The sequence below is a fragment of the Streptomyces sp. NBC_00829 genome (assembly GCF_045161795.1).
Lineage (GTDB): Bacteria > Actinomycetota > Actinomycetes > Streptomycetales > Streptomycetaceae > Streptomyces.
In genome coordinates this window covers 7,576,015-7,600,393 of sequence record NZ_CP108867.1, presented here as the reverse complement: position 1 = coordinate 7,600,393, position 24,379 = coordinate 7,576,015, and the positions used below count along the sequence as shown (strand labels likewise).

25 protein-coding genes are annotated in these 24,379 nt (G+C 70.5%); 18 read left to right on the top strand and 7 right to left on the bottom strand.

All coding sequences use genetic code 11. From position 1 onward, the window contains the following. The first annotated feature begins 32 nt into the window (after positions 1–32). The 6 genes from OG293_RS34110 to OG293_RS34085 all read left to right on the top strand — a co-directional run bounded on the left by OG293_RS34110 (position 33) and on the right by OG293_RS34085 (position 7,729). Entirely contained in the window at positions 33–1,160 is a 1,128-nt protein-coding gene (locus tag OG293_RS34110) for a hypothetical protein (RefSeq protein ID WP_406002595.1), read from the top strand. Further along, the gene (locus OG293_RS34105) at positions 1,141–4,155 is read left to right on the top strand and encodes an AAA family ATPase (protein WP_406002594.1); all 3,015 of its coding nucleotides are present in this window, start codon (positions 1,141–1,143) and stop codon (positions 4,153–4,155) included. Before OG293_RS34110 ends, OG293_RS34105 begins: the two co-directional genes overlap by 20 nt. Further along, complete coding sequence (locus OG293_RS34100) at positions 4,152–5,276, top strand: trypsin-like peptidase domain-containing protein (protein ID WP_406002593.1); 1,125 nt, start codon at positions 4,152–4,154, stop codon at positions 5,274–5,276. The genes OG293_RS34105 and OG293_RS34100 overlap by 4 nt, the downstream gene beginning before the upstream one ends. Positions 5,277–5,286: 10 nt before the next feature. After that, positions 5,287–6,351, top strand: coding sequence for a trypsin-like serine peptidase (locus OG293_RS34095; protein WP_406002592.1), 1,065 nt, complete (start codon positions 5,287–5,289; stop codon positions 6,349–6,351). Positions 6,352–6,469: 118 nt separating this feature from the next. Continuing rightward, positions 6,470–6,745, top strand: a complete 276-nt coding sequence (locus tag OG293_RS34090) for a glutaredoxin domain-containing protein (protein ID WP_406002591.1) — start codon at positions 6,470–6,472, stop codon at positions 6,743–6,745. Positions 6,746–7,072: 327 nt separating this feature from the next. Continuing rightward, positions 7,073–7,729 (top strand): hypothetical protein, encoded by a 657-nt coding sequence (locus OG293_RS34085; RefSeq protein ID WP_406002590.1) that lies wholly within the window; start codon positions 7,073–7,075, stop codon positions 7,727–7,729. A 13-nt stretch (positions 7,730–7,742) separates the two neighbouring features. On the opposite strand, the gene OG293_RS34080 is transcribed toward OG293_RS34085, so the two are convergent. Next, on the bottom strand, positions 7,743–8,399 hold the full coding sequence (locus tag OG293_RS34080; protein WP_406002589.1) for a TetR/AcrR family transcriptional regulator: 657 nt from the start codon (positions 8,397–8,399) through the stop codon (positions 7,743–7,745). A 185-nt stretch (positions 8,400–8,584) separates the two neighbouring features. On the opposite strand from OG293_RS34080, the gene OG293_RS34075 reads away from it, so the two are divergent. Both OG293_RS34075 and OG293_RS34070 read left to right on the top strand, forming a co-directional pair. Continuing rightward, on the top strand, positions 8,585–9,826 hold the full coding sequence (locus OG293_RS34075; protein ID WP_406002588.1) for a YncE family protein: 1,242 nt from the start codon (positions 8,585–8,587) through the stop codon (positions 9,824–9,826). 260 nt (positions 9,827–10,086) lie between these two features. After that, positions 10,087–11,031 carry a nucleoside hydrolase gene (locus OG293_RS34070; RefSeq protein ID WP_406002587.1) on the top strand — a complete coding sequence of 315 codons (945 nt, stop codon included), beginning with the start codon at positions 10,087–10,089 and terminating at the stop codon, positions 11,029–11,031. Positions 11,032–11,196: 165 nt separating this feature from the next. Here the strand turns inward: OG293_RS34070 and OG293_RS34065 are convergent, their stop codons facing one another. Then, positions 11,197–11,904 (bottom strand): RraA family protein, encoded by a 708-nt coding sequence (locus OG293_RS34065; protein WP_406002586.1) that lies wholly within the window; start codon positions 11,902–11,904, stop codon positions 11,197–11,199. Between the two features lie 29 nt (positions 11,905–11,933). After that, on the bottom strand, positions 11,934–12,755 hold the full coding sequence (locus OG293_RS34060) for a methyltransferase domain-containing protein (protein WP_406002585.1): 822 nt from the start codon (positions 12,753–12,755) through the stop codon (positions 11,934–11,936). A gap of 194 nt (positions 12,756–12,949) precedes the next feature. Here OG293_RS34060 and OG293_RS34055 point away from each other — a divergent pair, with 194 nt between their 5' ends. Next, on the top strand, positions 12,950–13,432 hold the full coding sequence (locus OG293_RS34055) for a hypothetical protein (protein ID WP_406002584.1): 483 nt from the start codon (positions 12,950–12,952) through the stop codon (positions 13,430–13,432). Positions 13,433–13,456: 24 nt separating this feature from the next. Beyond that, on the top strand, positions 13,457–13,804 hold the full coding sequence (locus OG293_RS34050) for an antibiotic biosynthesis monooxygenase family protein (RefSeq protein WP_406002583.1): 348 nt from the start codon (positions 13,457–13,459) through the stop codon (positions 13,802–13,804). Between the two features lie 71 nt (positions 13,805–13,875). On the opposite strand, the gene OG293_RS34045 is transcribed toward OG293_RS34050, so the two are convergent. The 3 genes from OG293_RS34045 to OG293_RS34035 all read right to left on the bottom strand — a co-directional run bounded on the left by OG293_RS34045 (position 13,876) and on the right by OG293_RS34035 (position 15,573). Continuing rightward, positions 13,876–14,385, bottom strand: a complete 510-nt coding sequence (locus tag OG293_RS34045; protein WP_406002582.1) for a hypothetical protein — start codon at positions 14,383–14,385, stop codon at positions 13,876–13,878. After that, positions 14,385–15,002 carry a hypothetical protein gene (locus tag OG293_RS34040; protein ID WP_406002581.1) on the bottom strand — a complete coding sequence of 206 codons (618 nt, stop codon included), beginning with the start codon at positions 15,000–15,002 and terminating at the stop codon, positions 14,385–14,387. The genes OG293_RS34045 and OG293_RS34040 overlap by 1 nt, the downstream gene beginning before the upstream one ends. A gap of 313 nt (positions 15,003–15,315) precedes the next feature. Then, positions 15,316–15,573, bottom strand: coding sequence for an alpha-lytic protease prodomain-containing protein (locus OG293_RS34035; RefSeq protein WP_406002580.1), 258 nt, complete (start codon positions 15,571–15,573; stop codon positions 15,316–15,318). A gap of 19 nt (positions 15,574–15,592) precedes the next feature. Here OG293_RS34035 and OG293_RS34030 point away from each other — a divergent pair, with 19 nt between their 5' ends. From OG293_RS34030 to OG293_RS33995, 8 genes are all read left to right on the top strand, one after another. Further along, positions 15,593–15,760, top strand: coding sequence for a hypothetical protein (locus tag OG293_RS34030; RefSeq protein WP_406002579.1), 168 nt, complete (start codon positions 15,593–15,595; stop codon positions 15,758–15,760). Between the two features lie 164 nt (positions 15,761–15,924). Beyond that, the gene (locus OG293_RS34025; protein WP_406002578.1) at positions 15,925–16,221 is read left to right on the top strand and encodes a hypothetical protein; all 297 of its coding nucleotides are present in this window, start codon (positions 15,925–15,927) and stop codon (positions 16,219–16,221) included. Between the two features lie 122 nt (positions 16,222–16,343). After that, the gene (locus tag OG293_RS34020; protein WP_406002577.1) at positions 16,344–17,303 is read left to right on the top strand and encodes an endonuclease/exonuclease/phosphatase family protein; all 960 of its coding nucleotides are present in this window, start codon (positions 16,344–16,346) and stop codon (positions 17,301–17,303) included. A 225-nt stretch (positions 17,304–17,528) separates the two neighbouring features. After that, entirely contained in the window at positions 17,529–18,290 is a 762-nt protein-coding gene (locus OG293_RS34015; protein WP_406002576.1) for a serine/threonine protein kinase, read from the top strand. 19 nt (positions 18,291–18,309) lie between these two features. Beyond that, positions 18,310–19,827 (top strand): protein kinase domain-containing protein, encoded by a 1,518-nt coding sequence (locus tag OG293_RS34010; protein WP_406002575.1) that lies wholly within the window; start codon positions 18,310–18,312, stop codon positions 19,825–19,827. Positions 19,828–19,946: 119 nt separating this feature from the next. Further along, positions 19,947–21,185, top strand: coding sequence for a hypothetical protein (locus tag OG293_RS34005; RefSeq protein ID WP_406002574.1), 1,239 nt, complete (start codon positions 19,947–19,949; stop codon positions 21,183–21,185). A gap of 292 nt (positions 21,186–21,477) precedes the next feature. Then, the gene (locus tag OG293_RS34000) at positions 21,478–22,488 is read left to right on the top strand and encodes an SPFH domain-containing protein (protein ID WP_406002573.1); all 1,011 of its coding nucleotides are present in this window, start codon (positions 21,478–21,480) and stop codon (positions 22,486–22,488) included. Beyond that, complete coding sequence (locus OG293_RS33995; RefSeq protein ID WP_406002572.1) at positions 22,485–23,384, top strand: hypothetical protein; 900 nt, start codon at positions 22,485–22,487, stop codon at positions 23,382–23,384. Before OG293_RS34000 ends, OG293_RS33995 begins: the two co-directional genes overlap by 4 nt. A gap of 176 nt (positions 23,385–23,560) precedes the next feature. On the opposite strand, the gene OG293_RS33990 is transcribed toward OG293_RS33995, so the two are convergent. Continuing rightward, entirely contained in the window at positions 23,561–24,376 is an 816-nt protein-coding gene (locus tag OG293_RS33990) for a uracil-DNA glycosylase (RefSeq protein WP_406002571.1), read from the bottom strand. Positions 24,377–24,379: the final 3 nt, after the last annotated feature.

The following is a 24,379-nucleotide window of genomic DNA, read 5'->3' as shown; positions in this document are numbered from 1 at the left end:
TTGCTCCCCAGGGCCTGCTGGGTAGGTGTGGCATGCCGTTGGCCGAGACGGAATGGGATCTCGTCACCATGTGGGTACGGGAGTACCTTCTCGACACCACCGACCCGCACTCCGAGCTCGTTCAGTACGGATTCCCCGCGGAATTCGTCGCCGCTCTGCGGCTCACCGCGGTGAGCGCGGAAAACGCCCGCGAATTGGTACAAGCTTCACGCAAAGATATCGGGCGTCAGCTCAGACTCATCGACGTGGTCACCGCACTCGACCGGCTTTCCGTCCTTCCGGAAGTCTCGAAGGCCCTTGAATTCCAGGAACGGCTCCGCGAGGACCGCCGCATCCACGCCTCCGAGGACAATTTCCGCACCTGCGTCCTGAAGAACGGCACCGAGGTCTTCATCGACCGGCAGAAACTGCGGGAAACGCTCCGCCAGTTCGTCGGCGACCCCGAGAAGTCAGTTCTCCTGGTCGACGGCGATCCGGACAGCGGCAGGTCGTACACGTTCAACCTCATCCGCCACATCGGCCAGCACCACGGCTTCCGGCCTGCCCGGGTCACGCTGTCCCCCACCTCCACCGCGGACAAGGTCATTCGCAGGTTCGCGGAATTCGTCGCCGACCCCAGGACCGGAGTCGCCCCGCTCAACCCCACGGAGCTCAACGACCTGCTGCCGTCCATCGACGACGCCGTGCACTGGGTGGTCGGCAGGGCGACCGCCGCCGAGGACCGGTTCTGGCTGGTCCTCGACGAGTGCGACAAGCTCGAACCCAGCTCCGATGTCTGGGACTTCATCGGCCAGCTCGCCCTCGCCATCTATGAACGCGCCGCGGTGAGCGGTGACCAGGCACCGCGGCTGGTGCTGCTCGGCTACGGGCCCTCGATGCGCCAACTCCCCTACGACCTGAGGGGAAGCCTCTGCCGGGACACGGCCCGGATCGCCGAACGCGACGATCTCCGCAAGTTCTTCGACCAGTACTTCCACGAGTCCCCGCCCGGGTTCCTCGGTGACGCCGAGCCGTGCGAGTCCACGATCGCCGGGCTGGTGGACGTGGCCGTCGAAGAGGTACTGCGGGCGGCGGAAGCGGACCTGAACAGCGGCGAGAGCTATATGCGCAAGCTCTGTACGGCCGCGGAGGGGGCGATCCGTGTCTACCGGACCCTCTGAGGCCCAGAAGATCTTTGCCGCCCGGCTGCGTCAGGAGCTCAGCTCCGGCGAGGACGTCACCCCCGTCTCGGACTCGCGCACGGCCTACCGCGAAGCCGCCTGCCTGCTCACCCACTTCGACCCCATGCTGCTCCGGCTGCCCGGCGAGGACAGCGCCACGGGCAACGCGGTGCTCGAACTCCTCGACGACTGCACGACGCTGGGCATGAACGAGAAGGCCGTCTGGAGTCTCAAGTCCGATGTACGGGACGAGACACTGCGCCGGCTTTCCGGCCCCGAGGCCGCCCGGCGTGCGCTGGAGTGCAACATCGCACAGTTCAGGGACGAGCCCGGGCCGGAGCTGATCGCCCTGGCCTATCTGTCCGGCAGCGCTCCGCAGCCGGACAGCCGGTCCCCCTACCAGCTGGCCGACATCCTCCAGGCGGTGCTGTGGCTCTCGCACGTGCCGGGCATGACCGCACTGCCGGACGTCACCGAACTCCAGCACACCCTGGAGCGGGCCAGACTGCTGCAACCCCTTGAACGCCTCGTCCAAGGGCAGTTCCATGGGCGCGGACGCGAACTCGGCGAACTGCAGGACTACATCGGCATGTCCGCCCGGTCCACGGCGGAGGGTCCCGACCGGCCGACGGCCGCTCCCGCCGCCGACGCCCATCTCGCCATGGTGCCCCCGATCGTCATCCACGGCCCGGGCGGCATGGGCAAGAGCACACTGATCGCCAAGTTCCTCCTCGACAGCCTGCAGGACCACTGCCCCGCTTTCCCCTTCGCGTACATCGACTTCGAGCGGCCCACGCTCTCGATCCACGAACCGGTCACCCTCATCGCCGAATCGGCCCGGCAGCTCGGCATCCAGTACCCCGCCCACCGCGAGGAGTTCGACGCGCTGGAGGACGAGTGCCAGCAGGCGGCCCGCAGCCAGCGGGAGGGCGAGAGCCGGGTGACCCAGCTGCACGAACTCGCCACCACCCGGTCGGTCCTCGGGCGCAGCTCCTCGCAGGAGTTCCAGATACTCGCCACCGAGCGCGAGACCGGACTCGTCGCACGCGTCGCCGACGTCCTCGTCCGCGCGGTCGCGGTGGAGGGCCGGGAAGACCCGCCGTTCGTCCTGGTCATCGACTCCTACGAGGAGGCGCAGTACCGGGGATCGCCCATCATGAGCCGGATGTGGGCGATCTGCGTGGCGCTCCAGAAGGTCTATCCGCGTTTTCGGGTCATCGTCTCCGGGCGGGCTCCGATCGACGAACATCCGGCGCGGGTCATGGCCCCGCGGGAAATCGAGCTGCGTGAACTCGACACGGAGGCCGCCATCAGTCTTCTGGAGTCCTGTGGCGTCGACGACCCGGAGGTGGCGCGGACGCTGGCCGAGCGGGTCGGCGGCCATCCGCTCAGCCTGAAACTCGCCGCCCAGGCCGCCACCATCCCCGGAAGCGAGGGCGATGGAATGGGTGAGCTGATCCGCAGCCTGCCCGACCGGCGCGAGCAGGTCTTCCGCCGCGTCGAGCAGATGCTCGTCCAGGGCATCCTGTACGACCGCATCCTCAACCACATCGCCGACCTGGACGTACGCCGCCTCGCCCATCCGGGACTGGTGCTCAGGGTCATCACCCCCGGGATCATCGAGGACGTCCTCGCCGAGCCGTGCGGGCTGCGCGTGGAGACCCTTCAGGACGCACGCCATCTGTTCGCCGAGCTCTCGCGCCTCGACCTGGTCGAACAGACCGGTCCCGAGACCGTACGGCACCGCAGCGACGTCCGCGCGATCATGCTGCGCCTGCCGGGCGGTGACCACACCGACGTGATGCGCACCGTCGAGCGGCGCGCGGTCGAGTACTACGCGCAGCGGGAAGGCCTTGAGGCGCGTGCCGAGGAGATCTACCACCGGCTGCGCCTGAACGAGAATCCGCGGTCCGTGGAGGAGCGGTGGGTGCCCGGCGTCGAGCGCTTCCTGGTCGGTGCGCAGCAGGACATGAGCCCGCGGGCCGCCGGCTTCCTCACGGCGAAACTCGGCGGCGAGGCACCCGACCGTGTCCTCGCGGGCGCCGACCAGAAGGACTGGGAGCGGATCGCCGCGCGAGAGGTCGAGGATCTGCTCGCCCAGGGCTTCACCGAGGCGGCATTCGTCCGGCTCGGCGAGCGCCGGCCGTGGACGCCGTGCAGCCCGCTGCATTCGTTGAACGCCGAGACGCTGAACCGGCTCGGCCGGCCGGAGGAGGCCAGGAAGGCGGTTACGGAGGCCGCCTCCGCGGCCGCGGTCTCGGGATGCGCCGAACAGCAGCTGGAGCTGCTCCTCCTGTCCGCCCGTCTCGCCGAGGACGCCGACGACGTGCAGAGCGCCGATCATGACCTGCGCCTGGCCGAGGACATCGCGGTCGCCCTCGGGCAGGATCTCGAAGCCATGGGCGCCCTGCTGGCCCGCGCCCGGCTCACCTCCCGCTCCGAGGCGCCCGACCTCGAGGCCGACAGCGAACTCGCCGAGCGGCTGCGCCTCATGCCCGACGCGGTCCTCGCCGACCAGCCCGCGCTCGTACGGGCCGTCGCGTCGCAGATCTACTCGCAGGACCCCGATGCGCTGCAGCACGCCGTCGAGGTCGTGGGCCTGCCCGCGGACGACGAGGCGCTGGAGGCGATCGGGGAGGCCATACGCCGTGCGGTCACCGGCCAGCCGCAGCTGCTCGGAACCCTGATGGACATCCTGGGCGACGCCGCAGGACCCTCCAAGCCGCAGTCGGGAGCGGGTCCCTCCAGCACCACGGGGATTCTTCGCCTCGCCCGTGACCGGGGAACGCTCGATGCTCTGGCACGACGGCTGCTGGCCGTACGGGACAAGAGCGGCGAGATCGCTGCCGGGGTGGCCGCCGCCATGGGCGTGGGCGCGGGTCACCGCAAGACCTGCCCGGACCGCTCGGCGCGGCGGAAGGCCGGACGCAAGAGAGCGGCACAGGGCAATCCCGAGGACGAGGGAACCGGCCGTGTACGGCCTGGTCGGCCATGAGCGCCTATCTCTCGCCCGAGGAGGTCCTCCGGGTCCGGGACGCCGCACTGGAGACCGGACTCGCCGACCCCATGGTCAGGCCACTGCTGTTCGACGGGATCATGCCCAGGTACCGCGGGACTCTGCCGCTGCTTCCGGCACCCGGGCGGCAGGTGCATTCGGACCTGAACGAGATGAACCGTGTCGAGCGGCTCGTGGACGGCTCGGTCCCGCTGGAGCAGTGGCTGCGCAACGCCGTCGCCCAGACCACGGAGGCCGCGGCGCTCGCCGTCTTCCAGCGTGCCCTGGACGATGTGGCGCGCACGGCGGGCGGCGAGCCGGACGTCCTGGCCGGGGTGCCCGCCCCGGAGATCAAGGAAGAGATCGTCCACCGCGACGACACGGTCCCGTTCGGGTTTCTGGGCGGCGGGGTGCTGGCGGGAACGTCGGTCGCACGCCTCAAGGTCTCCCCGTACGACGGCGGCGCACCGCTCCAGCCGAACGGCTTCCCGCACGCGGGCACGGGATGGCTGATCGCGCCGTCCCTGCTCGTCACCAACCACCATGTCGTCAACGCCCGTTCGGGCACGGGAGGCGGCCGGGCCCTGGCCGCGGCCGACGATCTGCTCCTGCAGGCCCGGCACACCCGTGCCCGCTTCGACTACGACACCGACGAGGTGGAGAACGAGGAGGCCACCGTCAGCGAACTCGTCGCCGCGGACGCGGAGCTCGACTACGCGATTCTCCGGCTGGCCGACGGACCGTCCCGGCCCGTACTGAAGCTGTCCCCCACCGCACTTGCCGTCAACAGCGGCGACTACGTGGCCGTCAACATCATCCAGCACCCCGGCGGACAGCCGAAGCGGGTCGCGCTGCGCAACAACCTCGTCTACGAAGCCGACGAGCGCGACGTCCGCTACTTCACCGACACCCGCGGCGGATCCTCCGGGTCACCCGTCTTCACCGACGACTGGAAGGTGGTGGCGCTTCACCGGGGGACGCGGCGCGTGGAGAACGTGGCCTTCCAGGGCAACACCACGGCCTTCGTCAACGTCGGCACCCAGATGAGCACCGTCATGCGGCATCTGGAGGCGAACAGCCCCGGCATCCATGCGGAGATCGTGGCGGCACAACACGAGTGAGGAGAGCGATATGCGCAGCCGTAGCACGTCACCGGTGGCCACCGATCCCACCCAGGTCTTCTCCGATCTGCGCGAGGTCGCCCAGCGCGTCAGGGAGGGGCTCTTTCGGGAGATGCCCGAATCGGCCGAGGAACTCCCCGCGGACGAGATGCCGGCCGGGCAGATCTCCCAGTACGCCCAGCAGGAACGGGACCGGGTGCTGTCGGCGGGCGCCACCGGTCTGGAGAAGCTGGCCGAGGGGCGGGACGACGAGATCAGCGACGAGGAGTCCTTCGGGATGGAGGCGATCGTGCTGCTGGAAGGCAGACCCGCCATCCTCGTCCAGAACCACGACTTCGCACCGCAGGTGGGCGACTGGGCGGTCCTGGACGGCCACCGGGCCGCGATACGCGAGTCGATCGCCCGGGTCGGCCGGGTCGAGGTGAGCGGCCACACGAGTCTGGACTGGGTCGGCACCGCCTTCCTCGTCGGCCCCGACACCGTTATGACGAATCGTCATGTTGCGGTGGAGTTCGCACGCGGTGACGGCAGCGGCTGGACCTTCCAGCAGGGCATGGGCGCCAGCGTCGACATGGTGGAGGAGTACGGCGCGCTCCCGCAGGACAGCAGCCCGGCGTACGAGGTGGCCGAAGTGCTCGGTATCCACGCGGACGTCGACATGGCTCTGCTGCGCGTCTCCCCCACCGCGGGTTCAGGAGTGCTGCCGACCCCGCTCGCCGTCGCCGCCGACGCTCCCCCCGACCTGCCCGGCCGTCCGGTGTACTGCGTCGGCTATCCGGCGTGGGACGGCCGCCGCAACGAGCCGGAGTCGATGCGCAGGATCTTCATGGACATCTACAACGTCAAGCGGCTGCTGCCGGGCACCTCGACGGAGCTGGTGCCGGAGAAGGCCGTGATGAAGCACGACTGCTCCACGCTGGGCGGCAACAGCGGCTCGCCGGTCTTCGACCTCGGCGACCACCGTGTACTCGGCCTCCACTTCGGCGGGCGATACGGCATCGGCAACTATGCCGTGCCGCTGTGGCAGATGGTCGAGGATCCTCTGCTGGGCCGCGCCGGGGTCAACTTCGTCTGAGGGGGCGGGCGAGCGGTGCGTCGCCCCCTTAGTGCCGGGGAGTGGCTGGGGGCGGATGCGGACAGCCGAAACGCGGACCGTGCCGTACCTGTCGGCGGACGGAGAGGCAGGGGAATTCATGACCGGAACCGACGACGGCGTCGTGCTCTACTGGCGTCCCCTGTGCCCGTACTGCATGAAGCTGCGCCTGAGCCTGTTCCTCACGCGGCTGCCTCACACCAAGGTCAACATCTGGAAGGACCGTGAGGCCGCGGCGTTCGTCCGTTCCGTCGCCGACGGGAACGAGACCGTGCCCACCGTCACCGTGGCCGGACACGCCATGGTCAACCCCTCCAAGAGCCGGATCTTCGAGTCGGTCGGGGAGTACGCCCCCCACCTGCTGCGGGTGCGCTGAGCACGCCGGCCGGGCGCTCGGCCAAAAGGGGGACAGCCACCCCCGTGCGCCCTGTGCCGCGAACCGGGCCGGTGGCACCATAGACGCACAAACAGTATCGACGGTCGGTACATGTTCCCTGGGGCATTGATGAACATCCGGCTCTCCTTCCGACTCCTCGCCGCAGCGGCCGCCGGCGGTCTGGCGCTGACCGCCTGCGGCAGTTCCGGCGCGTCCTCGAAAGCCTCGCCGTTGAGGTCCCCCGAATCCGGGACGTCCACACCATCGCGGTCGGCCACCCCGACCACCTCTCCCACGGCCTCGGTATCTGCGGCGACCACCCCGCCGGTGACTTCGACGCCGACCACGCACGCGCCCGGTGGCAGCGCGCCGCCCCTCGGCTCGGCGCGCCTCCAGCCGATCTGGCCCTTCACCACGCTCGCCCAGGCCCAGGCCTGGCAGCGCGACTACCGCTCCGGCGGCCATCAGCCGTGGCATCTCGACCCGGCCCAGACCGCGCTGTCCTTCACCAAGGGCTATCTGGGCTTCAAGGAGGTCGACCGGGTCTCCTCGCGCAGCGTCAACGGCAGGGACGCCCGCATCGGCGTCGGGCTGAGCACGCCCGAGACCACGGGCACCGCGGCGGTCATCCACCTCGTGCGCTTCGGCACGGCCCCGGACGCCCCGTGGGAGGTCGTGGGCACCGACGACTCGACGTTCTCCCTGACGGCTCCCGGATACGGATCGTTCGCCCGCTCTCCGCTGGTGACCGGCGGACGGATCACCGGGGTGGACGAGGGCATCCATGTGCAGGTGCGTCAGCCGTCGTCCGCGGCGCCGCTGGGCAGCTCCTGCTGCACCCCGGCGGGCGGCGAGGACCAGCCCTGGACCGTCACCGTGCCCTACTCGGGCGCCAAGGACCCGGTGCTGACCGTGATCGCCTCGACCGGCGGGCACATCGCCGAGGTGGAGCGCTTCTCGGTGACGGCGGTGCGCACCGGCTGACGCGCTCGCTCCGCTACCTGACCGGGCGTTGGGGCGGACGCAGGATGCCCAGCAGCAACCGCACGAGTTCGTCGACGACCTGATCGAGTGTCGCGTCCACCCAGCCTGCCCGCCAGTCGTGCAGCAGCCCGTTCACGCTTCCGATGAAGGCCGCCGCGGCAACGCGGTAGTCGCGGCGCTCCGCCTCGCCGCGCTCGACCGCCGCTGCCGCCTCGGCGCAGATCAGCTCCACCCAGCGGGAGCGCCGTGCCAGCCGCTGTTCCTCCAGTCGCGGACTGACTCCGATGATCTCGACGAACGTGATGCGGATACGACGTGGGTCGCCGGTGACGTTGGCGGCGTAGGCGCGGAAGGCTGCCGTCGCGCGTTCCACGACCGGCTGTCCTTCGACCTCGGCGAGCGCGGCCAGAGCAGCCTCTTCGGCCCAGTCGTTGACCTGGAGGTGCAGAGCGGCGAGTACGTCCTCAAGGCCACGGAACTCCTCGTAGAACTGACGGGTGGACAGTCCCGCCGCCTCGCTCAGCGCCGACACCGTCGTGGCGCGGTAGCCGGGGCTCCCGCCGAACATCTGGAGTCCGGCGTCGAGGAAGCGCCGGCGCCGCTCGGCCTGCCGCTCCTGGGCGGATCTGCCCGCGTATCGGCCCGTCGGTTGTCTGAGCCTGCCTGCCACGGCGTCCCCCTCCTCGGTCCGGGCCAGTTTCCCCTGTCATGAGTCTTGTGCCGTGTGACACCTCTCGTTACTTTCCAGTAGCCCAATCTGAAAGCACACGTATTCAGATTCACCGTGGCCGAACTCGCCCAGCCACAAGGCCACTTGCGCACCACAGGCCCGGCTCCCCCACGGAAGGAACGACGATGTCCCTGCGCACTCTGACCGCTCTCGCCGCAGCCGCCGTCATGGCCCTCGCAGGATCCATATCGGCGGCCGAGGCGCACGACACCTCCGCCGGCCTCAAGGAGGTGATGTTCGTCGGGAACAACTGGGACGGCACCGCCGACGTCATCGCCTCCCACGGCGACTTCGCCAGGATCGGCCGCATCAACGTCATCCCCGACAAGGACCAGCGGCTGACCGAGATCTACCTCAACCCCATCAAGCTGATCTACTTCCTCGGCATCCGCAACGGCCCCGGTGAGGGACACGACCAGTTCGTCGACGACATGTACTCCACGCCCGACGGTTCGGCCATGGTGGTCTCCCGCCCCAGCTTCGCCGATGTCGTCTCGATCGATCTCACCACCGGCAGGATCAACTGGCGCTTCCCCGTCTCCGGTTACCGCTCCGACCACATGGCGGTCTCGCCGGACGGCACCCGTGTCGCCGTCTCGGCCTCGACCTCCAACACCGTGCATGTGCTCGACATCCGGACCGGGAAGCAGCTCGGATCGTTCAAGACCGGGGACAAGCCGCACGAGAACGTCTTCACCGACGGCGGGAAGTACCTCTGGAACATGGCGATCGGCGAGGTCAACACCGCTCTCGACGATCCCTTGATGGACTGGACGAAGGGCGACCGGCGCATCACCGTCGTCGACGCCCAGACCTTCAAGGTGGTCAAGGTCATCGACATGCGCGAGCGCCTCGACGCCTTCGGCCGCAAGGACCTCTCGGACGCGGTCCGGCCCGTCGCCTTCACACCGGACCAGTCCAGGCTCTACTTCCAGGTGTCCTTCTTCAACGGCTTCCTCGAGTACGACGTCGCATCGGACAAGATCACCCGGGTCAGGACGCTGCCCAAGAATCCGGCGACCAGCGAGGACCGCACCACGTGGGTCAATGACTCCCGCCACCACGGGATGTCGGTGAACGCGGCGGGTGACAAGCTGTGCATCGCGGGAACGATGGACGACTACGCGACGATCGTGGACCGGGCCACCCTCCAGGAGGGGCCGTTGGTCCCGGCGTCGAAGCCGTACTGGGCGACCGTGAGCGGCGACGGCACAGCCTGTGTCATCTCCGAGAGCGGCGCCGACCGTGTCACCGCGATCGACTTCGCCACGGGCGCGAAGGTCGCGTCCGTCGCGGTGGGCGACCACCCGCAGCGCGTACGCATCGCCCATGTGCCGTCCGACTGGAGCGGTCCCTCAGTGCGCTGAGTCCTCGGCGTCACCGGCCGGCGCACGCTCGTCCTCGGACAGGATCCAGCGTCCCGGGCCGTAGTCGAAGACAGGCCCCCGCCCCACCGGGCCGCACAAGCTGGTGATCGTTCAGCCGACCACCGCTTGGGGGCTCGGGACCGTGGCTTCGCGGTCCCGAGCCCGCACCGTGGGTTACCCAGGATCGGGAGAGCCCCGGCAGCCGAGCCGCCCCGCAGGCACACTGAGGACGTTGCCGTCCCCGGACTCCGAGGAGCACCGTGCCTGTTCCGATCATCATCGACTGCGATCCCGGGCACGACGACGCCCTCGCCATCATGCTCGCGGCCGGCGACCCCGCGATCGACCTGCTTGCGATCACCACCGTCGCGGGCAATCAGACGGTCGAGAAGACCACCTTCAACGCCCGCCGGGTCTGCACGGTCGCCGGCATCACCGGTGTTCCGATCGCGGCGGGCTGCGCCCGGCCCCTTGTGCAGCCCCTTCGCGTGGCGGACGACGTCCACGGGGACTCCGGCATGGACGGGCCACGGTTCCCCGACCCCACGGTCGGCACCGTCCCCGGGCACGCGGTCGACCTCATGTACCGGATCCTGACCGAGCACCCCGAACCGGTCACGCTCGTCCCGACAGCGCCGCTGACCAACATTGCGCTGCTGCTGACCCGCTATCCGGATGCCGCCGCCGGCATCCACGAGATCGTTCTCATGGGCGGCTCCACGGAACGCGGCAACAAGACCCCGGCGGCCGAGTTCAACATCTTCATCGATCCCGAGGCCGCGGACATCGTCTTCCGCAGCGGGGTGCCCGTCACGATGTGCGGACTCAATGTCACCCACCAGGCGCTGGCCACCCCCGACGTCCTCGCCCGGCTCGACGGCCTCGGCACCGAACTGGGCGGCATCTGCGCCCAGCTGATGACCTATTTCGCCTCCGCGTACAAACGGCTGTGGGGCTTCGAGGCTCCGCCGCTGCACGACCCCGTCGCGGTGGCGCGGGTCATCGACCCGGCGATCGTGCGCTGCGTGGATGCGAGCGTGGCCGTGGAACTGCACGGGCAGTTCACGCGCGGGGCGACGGTGGTCGACCTTCACCGCTACCTGGACCGGCCGGTCAACGCACGCGTCGCGGTGGAACTGGACGCCGGGCTGTTCTGGGACCGGGTGATCGGCGCCGTCGAGCGGCTGGGGGCGCGGACGACGTGAGGGCGCCCTGCCCGCACCCAGCAGGGATGCCACGGAAGGACGTGTACTGGGCAGGACGGGCTGGCGTTTGCGTGGTCGGTCCGGGTACGTGAGCCGGGCGCCGAACGGGGCGAGGTCCGTGAGACGGACGCCTTCACCACCCCTGGTGGCCGGTGGGCGGCGCCATCACTCCTCGATGGCGCCGCCCACCGCCCGAAGGTGGTCGCGGAAGGTGAGTGAGGGCGTCGCCCGGCGTGCGGCGAGATAGCCGTCGAACTGCACCTGGCTGCGCAGGGAGACGCCTTCACGGATCCGTTCGGCCTGGCGGCGCTCGGTGTCACGGATCGATTCCGCGAGCGTCAGCAGGTGGCCGGCGTCAGCAGTCGGCACGAAGAGCACCCCGTCGTCGTCGCCGAGAACCAGGTCGTCGCGGTGCACGGTCCAGTCCCCGACCGTGGCTGCCTCCAGCGCGTCGCCCGGACGGCCGTCGAGTTGAAGAGGACCGGTGGGGATGGATCCCATGCTGAAGACGGGCAGCCCGATGGCCCGTACGTCGGCGGTGTCCCGGTGCAGGCCCCAGATCACGATTCCGCCGAGCCCGGCGGCCTGAGCCTCCAGAACCACGAGATCGCCCACGCAGCTCTCGTCGAGCCGTCCGCGGTTGTCCACCACCAGTACATCACCGGGCGAGGCCCCTTCGAAGGCCTCCAGGAAGATGTCGACGCTGCCCACGTGCCGGGCCGGATTCACCCTCCCGGCGAGGCGGCTGCCGGGCACGACGGCGTGGACGGAGGCAGGCGCGCAGCGCACCGGGATCCCGGCGCGGATGCACGCGTCCGCCACATGGGCCGTGGTGAGTGCCGCGAACCGCCGCTGAAGCTCCTGCTGGTCCATACGCGTTCCGGTTCCTCCCGCCGGGCTGGTCAGCCGACGGGTCGGTGGGCGATGACGCCGAACATCGTCACGGACATGTGCAGGGCGCCCTGTTCGGCGGCCGCGGCGAGATCGGCGTACAGCGCGTCCCTCTGCTGTTCGGTGATCAGCTCGCGGCGGACCGCCGATTCGCCGAGCATCCTGACAAGTGGCCAGGCGACGTTCCTGGTGTCCTGGATGAGCGCCTGCGAGCCGAGGTCGTCGATCTCCAGTCCGGCCGCGGACAGCTGGCCGGCCAGCTTGCGCCCCGCGTGCGGGTTGGCGGGGGCCGACAGCGCGGCCCCGGTCAGTACCTCGACGACCTCGGAGGCTCCCGGGTGGAGGATCGTGGTCGCCCAGTCCGTGTCCAGAAGCGCGACCCGGCCACCGGGGCGAAGGACGCGTGCGATCTCCGCCGCGGCCTTCTCCGGCTCGGTGAGATGCTGGAAGACCCGCTCGCACCAGATGACATCGACATCACCGTCGGACAACGGAAGCGCGAGGGCGTCGCCGTCGACGAAGCGGACCGTGCTGCCCGCCTCGGTCGCGCGCTGCTCGGCGACCGCCCGCAGACCGGGGTTCGGCTCGACGCCGATCGCGTCACCGTCCGGCATGACCGCCGCGGCAAGTACCTGGATCACCGATCCGGTGCCGGCCCCGATGTCGACGACGCGTTCGCCGGGCCGGGCCGACACACCGAGGTGCGCCCAGTCCCGTAGCCTGCGCACGCCCGAGGTGGCGGCCTGTGCGTCCAGCGCGCCGACCAGCATGTCGGTGTTGGACGGGTTGATGTTGTCCGAGTGGAACGGCGAGTTCGGCCGTGAGTCGCCCATGGCGACCACTGTAGGCGTCGCATCCGAGCGCCGCGGCACGGCCACGCCCGCCAACTTGCCTGCACCAGGGCGAAATCCGGAAACCCGGCGTTCCGGAAACGGTCCTTTCTCGGGTGGTACGTCGTCCCTGCTCTGATGCGGAAAGTCGCTGGAACGGCCTGGCTCTCGCCATGTCCTGAGCACGAGGAGAATGAATGTCCCACCGACATCACCGTCTTCGGACCTGCTCTCTCTCAGCCGCGTCCGCCATCGTGGCCCTGCTCGTCGTGACGGATCCGGAAGCGTCGGCCGACGAGCCGCTTCCGGAGGGCCCCTGCCACCCTCGGGGATTCGTCGCCGCATCCGTGCCCCAGTGGGACTTCGCCCGAGCCAACAGCAACGATCCGTGCCGTCCCGAGGCCGCTTTCGACGGCAACGGCAGGCCGGCCGACGGCGGAAACGTCCAGAACTGGCCCGACAGCGACGGCGATTGCGCCCCGCACGGCGCGCCCTTCCCCACCTACTACACCGTCCAGGAGCACAACGCCGACGACATCCGGGTGGCCGGCACCATCCACCAGGCCACCGGTGGCTTCAGGCCTGCCGGGAACCGGCACGACTTCGAGGAGACCGCGGCCTCCTGGGGCAGTGCCGACGGCAATCCCGGCAGGGTGGCGAGGGAGTCCTGCTCCCCCTGAGAGCGGGTGAGGCACGATGGAGCCATGAGCATCGTGAAGATCAATGTACTGACCGTCCCCGAGGAGCAGCGTGAGGTGCTGGAGAAGCGCTTCGCTGCCCGCGCCGGGGCGGTGGAGAACTCCGACGGCTTCGAGTGGTTCGAACTCCTTCGGCCCGCTGAGGGTACCGATCAGTACCTCGTGTACACCCGGTGGCGGGACGAGGCCGCGTTCCAGGCGTGGATGGAGGGCTCGATGCGGGCCTCCCACGGCGCCGGGCAGGGCGGTCCGGGCAGCGGCGAAGGCGGCGAGCGTCCCAAGCCCGCCGCCTCCGGTTCTACGCTGTGGTCTTTCGAGGTGGTCCAGCAGGCCGCCCCGAAGGACCATGCCTGAGCCGGTCGTCAGATCAGGAGAGGTCCGGTCCTGAGAAGCCGACCTGAGTGCGGGGCGGCTGCCACCGCGGCCTACAGCCGCAGCAGCCGTTCCGTCACCTCGCGGTAGGCCCGCAGGGTGACCCGCAGTTCCTCCGTGTCCGTCTCCGCCGAACGGCCCTCCCTCTCTGTGTGCCAGGCGGCGCGGAGGGTGTGGCGCCGTTCGGTGAGGGCCGCCGTGATCTGCTCGGCGGCCTCCTCCAGCACCGCGGACGCCTCCTCGACCGCATGCCGCGGGCCGTCGACGAACGCGGTGAGCGACTGCTGCAGGCGCAGCGCCAGTTTCTCGCGCTCGGCCTGCGCGAAAAGCTGCTCCGGCGTGCTGCGGGCATCCGGCTCGTGGTGCGTGGGCCGCGCGGCCTTCCCTGGCAGGTGCGCCCTCTCCGTCCTGTCATGACTCGCGGGCCGCTCGGACCTCTCAGTCCGCTCGGACCTCTCGGGTTTGACCGGGGTCTGCGAGACCGGGGGACTGCCGGGACCCGCTGCCCGCTCCTGGCGCTCCGGGTGGTGCCCGGACCCGGGCTGCTTCGCTTCGTACGTCATCAGACGCCACTTCCCTTCGGCTTCAGCAGGTGTCCGCGCCAGGCGTGCCCGGCCGCGCGCGACTCGTGCTTGCGGCTGTCCGCGGGTCGATCGGTGAGCAGTGCCTCGAAGAGCGCACGGGCCTCGACCATCGCCTCGCGCAGTTCCTCGGTGTTCATCCGGCCGCTGGTGACGCGGCGCACCCGGCGGTAGCCGTCGACCTGTTCCGCGTGATGTACGGAGAGCGCGGCGAGCTGATCCTCGTACTGGGTGGCCTCGGGGAAGCCGCGCTCCACCGCGAGTCGGCCGAGCAGTTGGTCAGCCTCGGCGACCGACTGGGAGGGGGCGTCGACGAAGCGCTCCTGGACGACGGCCCACTCGGCGGCGTACCACTGCCGGGAGTCATGGGTCAGGGGCTTGTGCTCCAGGGCGCCGTAGCGCTCGACCCGCTCGTTCAGTTCGCGTTCGGCGGCCTGGGTGTCGCCGTTGTGGCGGGCGAGAGCGCGGTCGTACTCGGGGCCGAACCGCCGCTTGAGTCCGCGCCGGCCGCCTCCCCCGCTCCGCGCGGTGTAGAACACCGCGGCGGCGACGGCCGCGAACACCGCGACCAGAGCGACGATGATCAGGACTGTGGACATGGCTGCCTTCCCGGTTCACGATTCGGCGATTGGACTCGGCGATTCTTGACTCGATGGCCGTTGTGACAACGGGTTGCCGCGTACGCGCCGGTCAAACAGAGCGGTCCGCGCCCACCGTCGCCGACTCATCTCCGAAGAATTGAGGGCGGCGTCCCATGACGTGGCATCGGGGGGCGGCGGACCAGGGACGGGGTGGAGTGCGACGACGGGTTGACGCGTGCGACCCGTCGGAAGTCATTCCCTTGTCGTGTGTCGTCGCCTGTGCGGCATAGCATGCCCGCCCATGGCCATTTCGGCCGAGGACGGCATCCGTTCATTCCGGCGCCGCGGGCCCCATGCCGGCGCGGCAGTGCGCGTGCCGGGACGGGGGCACGCTGCGCCGGCCGGTTCGGCGCGCGTCCGCCGGGAACGCTTCGACATCGATGTCAGAGCGCTCGGAGGCGACAACGTTCACCACGACCCGGTTGGCTCCGGGGTCGACGTGCCAGCTGCTGACGCCCGCAGGCATCAGCGCGTCGAGCGCGTCGATCTTCTTCTTGACCGTGTCGAGCCGCTGCGCACTGTGTGTCACCAGCCGGACCGAGGCCCCGGTGACCCGCACGGCAGCGGACCTGCGCCGCGAGCTGGTCCGTGTCGTCGAGGAGCGGTACCGGAACGAGGGACGGGACGGCATCCGGCTCGCGGTGCTGGAGAACTCACCCTCGGCCCAGGGCGGGGCCTGCGTCCCGGCCCCGCCCCTCGTACAGCGACGGGCTTGATTCCCGGGCCCAGGCCCGGCCCCCACCACGCACCCCCGCACATCGCCGCGCGCCCGGGGCCCGCCGGTGCCAGACTCGAAGAACGGCTCCTCGACGAGCAGCGCCCGCGGGCAGCCGTGTCCATCCCGCCATCCCGCTCCTCCACCATCAGTAAGGCATGCGCCATGACCTGGGCATCGTGGACAACCACCGGAATCTACGCAGGGTCCGCAGGCGTCCTCACCGAGGAAGTCGGCGTGATCAAGGGAGACTTGACCCTCCACACCACGTGGTCGGAGGGCGAGGCCCAGATCTCTGTGCAATTCAGCGGCGCCTCTGACTGGTTCACCATGACCGGCAGCCCTGTGCCGTGCCCGTCCGAAGAGGCCAGCCGCAGCCTCCACCAGGCGCTGGTCGAAGCGGTACGCGAAAGCGAGGCAGCGCCTGTCTCCGTCGACCAGGGAGTGGTTCCGCCCCTGTGACGTTCCGCCGCGGTCTTCGCGCGACATGAGCGCGGGCAGACAGCTGGCTCCCCCGTCGCGCCCCTGTCACGATGGCAGTCCAGGCAGTGTCCAGGCAGTCCACTCGCAGGACGGAGCCGGCCATGCTCGTAGGGACGTGGAATCTCGAGAACCTCTACCGGCCGGGCGGCCCCTTCGGCCCGCGGGACAAGGCGTCCTACGAGGCGAAGCTCGCCTCGCTCGCGGCGACGGTCACGGCACTCGCCCCCGATCTGCTGGGCGTCCAGGAGGTGGGCGACCCCGGAGCCCTGGCCGATCTGGCCGGCACGGTCGGCGGCACCTGGCACACGGTGCTCTCGGAGCACCCGGACAGCCGGGGTATCCGTGTGGGGTTCCTCAGCCGCCATCCGCTCACGGTTCTCGCGGACACGGATGCCTTCCCTCGGCTGCTGCGACCCGTCCAGGGTGACGACGACGCCGATTCGATAGCCCGCATGGGCCGCGGCGCGCTCGCGGTGCACATCGAACCCGGCCGGGGTCCGGCGGTGGATGCGGCCGTCTGTCATTTGAAATCGAAACTGCTCACCTATCCGAATGGACGTTTTCAGCCACGCGACGAAGGCGAGCGAGCACGATGCGGCGCCTATGCCCTCTTCCGCCGGGCCGCCGAGGCGACGACCCTGCGGGCTCTCGCCGACGCGCTTCTCGACGGCAGGGGCAAGGAACGTTCCGTGGTCGTGATGGGTGACCTCAATGACGAGGTGAGCGCCGCCACCACCCAGATTCTTCAAGGTCCGCCGGGATCCGAGATCGGCACGCCCGGCTTCGACCGGCCCGACAGGGGCGATGCCGTCCGGCTGTGGAACGTGGCACCGCTGATCCCCGAGGACCGGCGCTACTCGCGCGTCCACTCCGGCCGGCCCGAACTGATCGACCACATACTGATCAGCCACCATCTCCTCGGCAGAGCGGAATCGGCGGGTACGGGACTCATCGGCGCGGCAGACCCGCCCTCCTTGCCCTCGGTCGACGAAGAACCCGCGGAGCGCCGTGACGCCTCCGGCTCCGACCACGCACCCGTCTGGCTCCGTCTGCATTCATGAACGCGACCGGCCCCATGGACCATGCCCGGCCACAATAAACGGAGATGATGCGTCCAGTCCGGGCCAGTCGCTATTGTCATCAACTCGGCCGCTGAACCGTCCGGTCAACAGGGGGAGCCGTACGCGTCAGCGCGGACAGTCCGGCCCGTACCGCGCCCACGTGCCGACAGGTTTCAGCAATTCTCACGCACCGAGCTGTGCACTGAATTACGGGTGTTGATCAGAGTGACGACAGTGATTGTTCAGCTGCCTGAACCGGCCGGTCGGCACCCGGACGATCCGCGGACCAAACCCCGGCTGCTCCACCTGAGCCCCGGGCAGCGCGCCGAGTTCGGCCGGGGCACACCCGCTTCGCTGATCCCCATCCGGCTGGACGATCCCGGCGTATCGCGCTGCGCCGGGGAGGTCGCGGCCGCCGAGGACTACTGGCGGCTGTCCAACTACAGCCCGCACTCCACGTATGTCGTGGAGAACCTGGAGGGCGCGGGCGAGCACATCCGGGTGGCGCCGGGGCGGATCGGCGCGCCCGTGCCGTTCGAGCTGTCGCGGGTGGTCCTTCCCGCGGCCGAAGGCGCCGCCGAGTTCAAGGTGTTCGCGCCGCAGCACGCCTACAAGGACGCCGGCTGCTCGCCCTCGGCGGGCGAGCCGACCGCCGCGCCGTTCTCGCTCGATCCCACGTCCAAGTACTTCCTGGTGCTGCTCGCGCTGTGCGAACCACGGCTGCGCTCCTCGCCGAGCACGGCCGTCCCGGGCGTCGGCGAGGTACTGGAGCGGCTGAAGCCGCTTCCCGCCTGTGCGGACCTCACACGCTCGGCGGTCAACTACCACATCGACTATCTCGCCTCGGCCAAGCTCCGGCTGCGCGAGGACGCCGGCGGATCGACGGCGCGCGGTGGCAAGCGGGGGGAGATCATCGCCCTCGCGCTGCGCTTCAACCTGGTCCGCGAAGAACATCTGAGCCTGCTCCCGCCGCCCGTCAGACGTTGAACCGAAAGGCCCATCGAGGATGGACCAGCGCAGTGCCACTCCCCCACTGAACATTCCCGCCGGGTACCGGATCTCCGAGTGGACGGTGACCACGCGGATCGGATCCGGCAGCTGGGGCAGTGTCTACGCCGCCGACGGTCCGGCCGGCACGGCTCCGGCGGCCGTGAAGTTCCTCCGGACCGACCTGCTCACCCCCGGGCAGCGCGCCTCCATGGACGAACTGGCCACCCAGGAGGTGAGGTTCAGCCGCGAGGCGGATCACCCCCATCTGGTACGCACCCGTACCGCTGTCACGCTCCACGACGCCGAACGGCCCGATCTGGACGGTGTCATCGCCCTGGTGATGGACCGGGCCGAGCGAAGTCTCCAGGATCTCATCGCGGCCGGGGAGCCCGGAACTCCCGTGCCCGGCGCGGGGCACATCCTCAGCGGTGTGGCCGCGGGGCTGGCTCATATGCACACGCATGGGTGGGTGCACGCGGATCTGAAACCGGCCAACACCCTCCTCGGGCCCGACGAGGCCGTGTGGCTCGCCGACTTCGGTCTCACCGTGGAACTCGAAGGCACGCACGCGTACATCCCGCCGGTCGGTTCACTGGACCACGTACCCCCGGAGTGGTGGTCCGCGCGGACCGGGCCCCGCGGCAGCGCGGTCCGTCCCACGGCCGACATCTGGGCCTTCGGCGTCCTCGCCCACCAGGTACTGACCGGCGGGCTCCATCCCTTCCCGGGCTCCACCGCCCGCGCGCGGGCGCTCGCAGCCCAGGCGTACGCCGGCGGCTCCGCCGACCTGCGCCTCGACGACCGGCTGGAACCGGGCTGGGGTGAGCTCATCACCGCCTGCCTGGCTCCCGACCACGCGTCCCGGTCCGCGCTCGGCGCGCAGGACCTTGCCCAGCGCGTACGGGCGCTGCACACCGGCTCACGGCCGCGGCGCCTGCGCCGGCGCCATGTGGTGCTGCTCGGCGCAGCACTCGCCCTGGCCGCCACGGCCGCGACGGTGACCGCACTCCCCGACCGGGGCGGCGGCGCGACCGCGCGGCCGAAGTCCTCCCCTTCCCGCGCCGTCACGGCTGCCGGTGCCATCCCGGCGGACTCCGATGTGCCGGTCCCACTGCGGAAGACGATCACCGAGGCCGCTCAGCGATGCGCGGAGGACGAGGTCACGCCCGCCTTGCTCGCCGCCATGGTCAAGGCCGAGAGCGGCTTCGACCCCGACGCAGCCCGGCCCGCCAGCGACGAGTACGGCATCGCCATGTGGACACCCTCGGTGTTCCAGGCGTGGGCGGTGGACGCCGACCGCGACGGGGACAAGGACTACAAGTCCCCTCCGGACGCCATCGCCAGCATGGGTGTGTTCGCCTGCTGGCTCGACCAGCGCTTCAAGCAGAGCGGGATGCACGAGAATCTGCCCGCCCTGATCGCCGCCGGATACCGCTCCAGTGACAAGACCGTCATCGAGACGGGGGGCGTGCCGCCGCGCCTGCAGGCCCACGTCGACAGCGTCCTCGCCAACCTGAAGGAGTACACACGCTGAGCGACCACGCGCGCCGAGGCACCTTCGGTCCGTGCCGTCCTGACAAGTGTCAGGGTCCGTACGGGCCGGGGGCCGCATAGCGTACTGGCTGCGCCATCGACCTGTAACGGGGGAAGAACATGACCCTGCGCAGCCCATTCGCCGCCCTCGCGGCACCTTCCAACCGCACCTCACCCGTCCGCGGCCTGGCCGGACTTGCGGGCAGAGCGCTCCTGGCCGCCGCCGCCGCTCTGCTGTGCCTGGTCCAGACCGCGACCGCGGCATCCATCGCGGCTTCCGAGCCCGCGGCTCCGGCCGTCGCCACCGCTGAGGTACCGGCGGGCGTCACGGCGGGAGTGGCGGTCTTCGACCGGCAGACCGGCACCTTCACCGAACAGCTCAACGCGAGCATGCAGTTCCGTTCGGCGTCCGTCGTCAAGCTGCTGCTCGCACTGGACTTCCTGTGGAACCGCGGCCCCGACTACACCGTCCCGGCCGCCGACCGGGCCCGGCTGGAGCCCATGCTCCGCAGCAGCAACGACGATGCGGCCAGCTACTACTGGTCGAACAACGGCGGGGCGGCGATCGTCAACCGGATGGTCTCCCGGCTCGGCCTGACCGACACCGCTCCGCCGCCCGCCGGTTCCGAGGGTTTCTGGGGCTACACGGCCCTGTCCGCCCGCGACACGGTGAAGATCTACCGCTATGTGCTGGAGACCGCGCCGGCGCCGGTGCGTGACTTCGTCATGGGCAATCTGCGCCAGTCGACCCGCTGCGGGTCGGACGGCTTCGACCAGCACTTCGGCATCGCCGGCTCCTTCGAGAAGCCATGGGCCGTGAAGCAGGGCTGGTCGGGCTTCGGGGCCAGGGGCGACTGCGGTCCGGTGGGTGCGGCACGGACGGCGGCCTCCACCTTCGAGGCCGGCTCCGGCGCGAAGGCCGCCGCGGCAGTGGACCTGGCCCGTCCGGCCCTGCACACCACCGGTACGGTCGGCACGGGTGACCGTTCCATCGTGGCCGTCCTCACGCTGCACCCGCTCAGCACCTCCTTCGGCAAGGCCTACACCGATCTGGGCCGGCTGACACGGTCGCTCACGGTGCCCGGAGGCGTCGCCCCCGCGGGGAAGTGGTACGGGACCTGGAGTTCCGCCGTGAACGTCCGCGACGACGCCACCACGTCTTCCCGGTCACGGACCAAGCTGCCCGCCGGCGTCGAGGTGCTGATCGGCTGCCAGAAGAAGGGCCAGCTCGTCTCGGTGCCGCCCTACTCCAATGACTGGTGGGCCTACCTGCCCCAGTACGGCGGCTACATCTCCAACATCTACATCAGCTCGCCCGACAACAGGCTCCCCGACGTGTCCGACTGCGCGGCCTCATAGCCCCGGCTCCGGCCCCTGCGCATGGCGGGTCACCGTGGCACGCGCCGCTTCAGGCCCCCGGATTCGTCTCGTCGTCCCGGCCGGGGGCCTTTCGCGTACACCCCACGGCTGTGCGGCGGCCCGGTCCACGGCCGTGTGCACCTGTACCTTCCGGTCATCGCGAACGGACAGCGCTCCCGGGAGGGCGGCACGCACCGGCGCGCCGCCCTCTCGCACGAGAACCCCATTACGTCGTATTGACGATAAGCGGATCGTCCAGATATCGTCGATACGACGAAAAGGGGAGGTCCTCATGGCCGACATCATCAGACGCTTCGGCTGGCGCCATCTGCGCTCGGCGCCCACCGCCCATGTCCGCCACCACCGGCGCGGAACGCTCGTCCACGACGGGCCCGGACTCAGCTTCTGGTTCCGGGCGCTGACGGCCGCGCTGTGCGAAGTACCCGTGGACGACCGGGAACTGGCCATGGCCTTCCATGCCCGTACGTCCGACTTCCAGGACGTCACGGTGCAGGCGACGGTGACGTACCGGATCGCCGATCCGGCCACGGCCGCCGCCCGCCTGGACTTCTCCGTCCACCCCGACACGGGCGTCTGGCGCGGCGCCCCGCTGGAGCAGATCTCCACCCTGCTCACCGAGACGGCCCAGCAGCACGGCCTCGACGTCCTCGCCCGCACCCCGCTGGCGGCGGCACTGGTCGACGGTGTCGCCTCCGTACGGGACCGGATCGCCGAGGGGCTGGCCGAGGAGCCCCGGCTGGAGGCCACCGGCATCGCCGTGGTCGCCGTCCGTGTCGTCGCGCTTCGCCCCGAGCCGGAGGTCGAGCGCGCCCTTCGCACCCCGGCACGGGAGCAGATCCAGCAGGAGGCGGACCGGGCAACCTACGAGCGGCGGGCCGTGGCGGTGGAGCGAGAACGTGCCATCGCCGAGAACGAACTCGCCAGTAAGATCGAACTGGCCCGTCGTGAGGAGCAGTTGGTCGAGCAGCGCGGCACCAACGCCCGCCGTGAGGCGGAGGAGGGCGCCGCTGCCGACGGCGTGCGGGCCGAGGCCGAGGCAGCGCGCACGGTACGCCTCGCCAAGGCCGAGGCCGAGGCAGCGCGAGAGGTCGGCGAGGCACGGGCACAGGCACAGGCGGCCTGGCTGCGCGTGCATGCCGATGTCGACGCGGCGACCCTGCATGCGCTGACCGGCAGCCGGCTCGCCGAGAACCTGCCGCGCATCGACAGCCTGACCATCTCCCCCGACGTGCTGACCGGCCTGCTCGCCAAGCTCGCCCGGCCGGGCGGAGAACAGGGATGAGCCTCGCGCCGCGGGCCGTGCTGGTGCATCGCACCACCGAGTACGAGGAGTTGCTGGCCCGCCACGGCACGCACGGCCAGGCCGGTTTCTTTCTCTCCTCGCGCGGGCGCGGCATCCAGGAGGTGGCCGAGCGGCATCGACGGACCCGGGACGCGCTCGCGCAGGTGGCCGCCGCGGTGCCGCTCCGGTGGCGCCAGGCCCGGGTGGAACGGACGGACCTCGACCGCTTCCTGTTCGCCCCCGAGGACGTGGTGATCGTCGTCGGACAGGACGGGCTGGTCGCCAACGCGGCCAAGTATCTGTCGGGACAGCCGGTGATCGGCATCGACGCCGATCCGGGCCGCAACCCAGGCGTGCTCGTCCGCCATCGGGCGTGCGACGCGCCCGCGTTGCTGCCCGCGGCCGTCGCCCGGGGGTGCGCGACGGAGGAGCTGACCATGGTGGAAGCGGTCGCCGACGACACTCAGCGCCTGCTTGCCCTCAACGAGATCTATCTCGGCGCGCGGGGACATCAGACCGCCCGCTACCACATCGGGCACGACGGCGATACAGCCCCGGCCGAGGCGCAGGCGTCGTCGGGGGTACTGGTCGGCACCGGCACCGGCGCCACCGGCTGGCTTCGCTCGCTATGGCAGGAGCGCGGGAGCCGCCTGGCGCTGCCGGGCCCCGCCGATCCGCGGCTCATCTGGTTCGTGCGCGAAGCCTGGCCCTCCCCCACCACCGGCACGTCGCTGGTCGAAGGAGCGCTCAACCGCGCCGAACGGCTCAGGCTGGTCGTGGAGTCCGACCGGCTGGTCGCGTTCGGCGACGGCATCGAGAACGACGCGCTCGAACTGACCTGGGGGCAGACGGTACGGCTGGGTGTCGCGGACACGACCCTGCGTCTGCTCCTGTGAACGCACGGCGCGCCGGCGCAAGGGCAGTCGTTCCCGGCGTGTGATGCGCGGAGAACCGCGACCGGGCAGAAGGCCGGTCCCACGCCCCAGACCGAGGGGCCGCTCGGCAGGGCTCGGCCCGGAGCAGCGGAGACAACGAAAGGCATTCCGCTTGCGGGCGGACCGCCGTCCTGTCGTCACTGATCCAGACCGGCGACGGCGACGGCCTGACGAAGGACGTCGACGAGCATGGGAGGCGTGAGCCGCCCGGTGAAGGTGTTGTGCTGGCTCGGGTGGTAGCAGCCGAGCAGTCGCAGCTCCCGTACGGCACCGTCCCCGTCACCACCGTCCCGCAGCAGCGTCGCCTCGGCACCATGTCCGAACACCGGGCGCGGCTTCGGCAGTTGCCACCCCGCGTCGCCCAGCACGGGCAGCACCGCCTGCCAGCCGAACGCCCCCAGAACGACCACGGCCCGCAGGGTGGGGCTCAGCAGTTCCAGTTCTCTCGCGAGCCACGGCCGGCAGGTGTCCCGCTCCAGCGGCGTGGGCCTGTTCTGCGGAGGAGCGCAGTGGACCGGCGCCATGAGCCGCACCCCGCGCAGTCGCAGTCCGTCGTCGCGATGCGTGCAGGTCTGCTGGGACGCGAGGCCGACGGCGTGGAGCGCCCTGACGAGGAAGTCGCCGGAGGCGTCCCCGGTGAACATCCGGCCGGTGCGGTTCCCGCCGTGCGCCGCGGGCGCGAGTCCGACCACGGCCAGCGCCGCGTCCGGCGGGCCGAAGCCCGGGACGGGTCTCCCCCAGTACTCCTGGTCCCGGAATGCCGCGCGCTTCGTCGCCGCGACCTCCTCCCGCCAGGCCACCAGCCTCGGGCAGGCGCGGCACCCGCTCACAAGGGCGTCCAGCTCGGCAAGTCCGCCGCAGCCCGGTGCCCGGCGCGCGGGAAAGTCCCGGTCACCGGGCAGCGGCGAACCCGCGGGCGGAGGCAGCGGACCTGCCGGTTCTTGCCTGTCCATGAA